Here is a 1,017-nt window from a genome sequence, read left to right as displayed (position 1 = left end):
GACAGCGTCTCTGGCTGCGTGATAGAAAGGGATCAGGAGCGGTCAGTTTCCAACTAACAAACCGGTTCAAGCGGTCCTGCTCCGCGGGTCCATTTCAGATGTCTGTGGCAAAATCATCGATCTGCAATCCGGCCGCCGCACCTTATGATGGCGCAACGGCGGTGCAGGTAACGAAAGTGCTAGGTGTCAGTGCGGCGATTCAGCCAAATAAGGCCGGTGGCGCCAGCATCACACACGCCTATCAACCCGAGACCGGCAATGCCGAACTCGGATTTGTCGCGCCGCCCGAGCTTACAAACAGCAAAATCCGTTGCCGCTGGCTGGTGGCGCAGGAGTCTTATGGGCAAGACGCCGTGCTGTTGGAGACTGGCACCTACAATAAACTGTCGGCCGCCTTCGTCGACTTTCTCAAATGGCAAAAACTCCACGCGATTATCGCGCGGGGTGGCTACGTGCAAAGCTAGAGTTGACGCATGGATGGCTTTTTCGCCAGAGCTCTGGGAATCGCTCCGGCTCACGATCGAGCTCGCGAGCCTGACGACCGTGATCCTGCTGGTCCTTGGCACGCCGCTCGCGTGGTGGATAGCGCGCTCGAAGAGCCTTTGGGCTGAGGCGGTCGCCACGATCATCCCGCTGCCGCTGGTGCTGCCGCCAACAGTACTCGGTTTCTATCTGCTGGCCCTGCTCGGCCCGAGTGGCCTTCTCGCCTCTCTCTGGGGCGGGGCCACGCTCGCCTTCACCTTTACAGGGCTCGTGGTCGGATCGGTTTTGTCAGCTCTGCCTTTGGTGGTGCAGCCCATCCGCAACGCCTTCGCTGCGATGGGTGACCGCCGGCTGGAAGTCGCTGCCACTCTGCGCGCCTCACCGTTATATACCTTCTTCACGGTCGCCTTGCCTGTGGCGCGAACGGGTGTTCTGACAGGCGCCATGCTTGGCTTTACGCATGCGATAGGCACGTTCGGCATCGTGCTTATGATCGGCGGCAACATTCCTGGGCGCACCAAGGTGCTGTCGGCC

General features: G+C 60.6%; 1 protein-coding gene and 1 pseudogene. Both read left to right on the top strand.

Going from position 1 to position 1,017, the window contains the following annotated elements:
* A pseudogene (locus AAFX91_RS41940) lies at window positions 1-464 on the top strand (hypothetical protein); the annotation flags it as partial.
* Between the two features lie 13 nt (window positions 465-477).
* Window positions 478-1,017: molybdate ABC transporter permease subunit (locus AAFX91_RS41935; RefSeq protein WP_394570381.1), on the top strand; the 540-nt coding region annotated here is incomplete at its 3' end.

Origin of the sequence: Bradyrhizobium sp. 31Argb, assembly GCF_043638955.1 — a bacterium.
GTDB lineage: Bacteria > Pseudomonadota > Alphaproteobacteria > Rhizobiales > Xanthobacteraceae > Bradyrhizobium.
The sequence above is the reverse complement of the archived record's forward strand: the minus strand, read 5'-3'. Positions and strand labels throughout refer to the sequence as shown.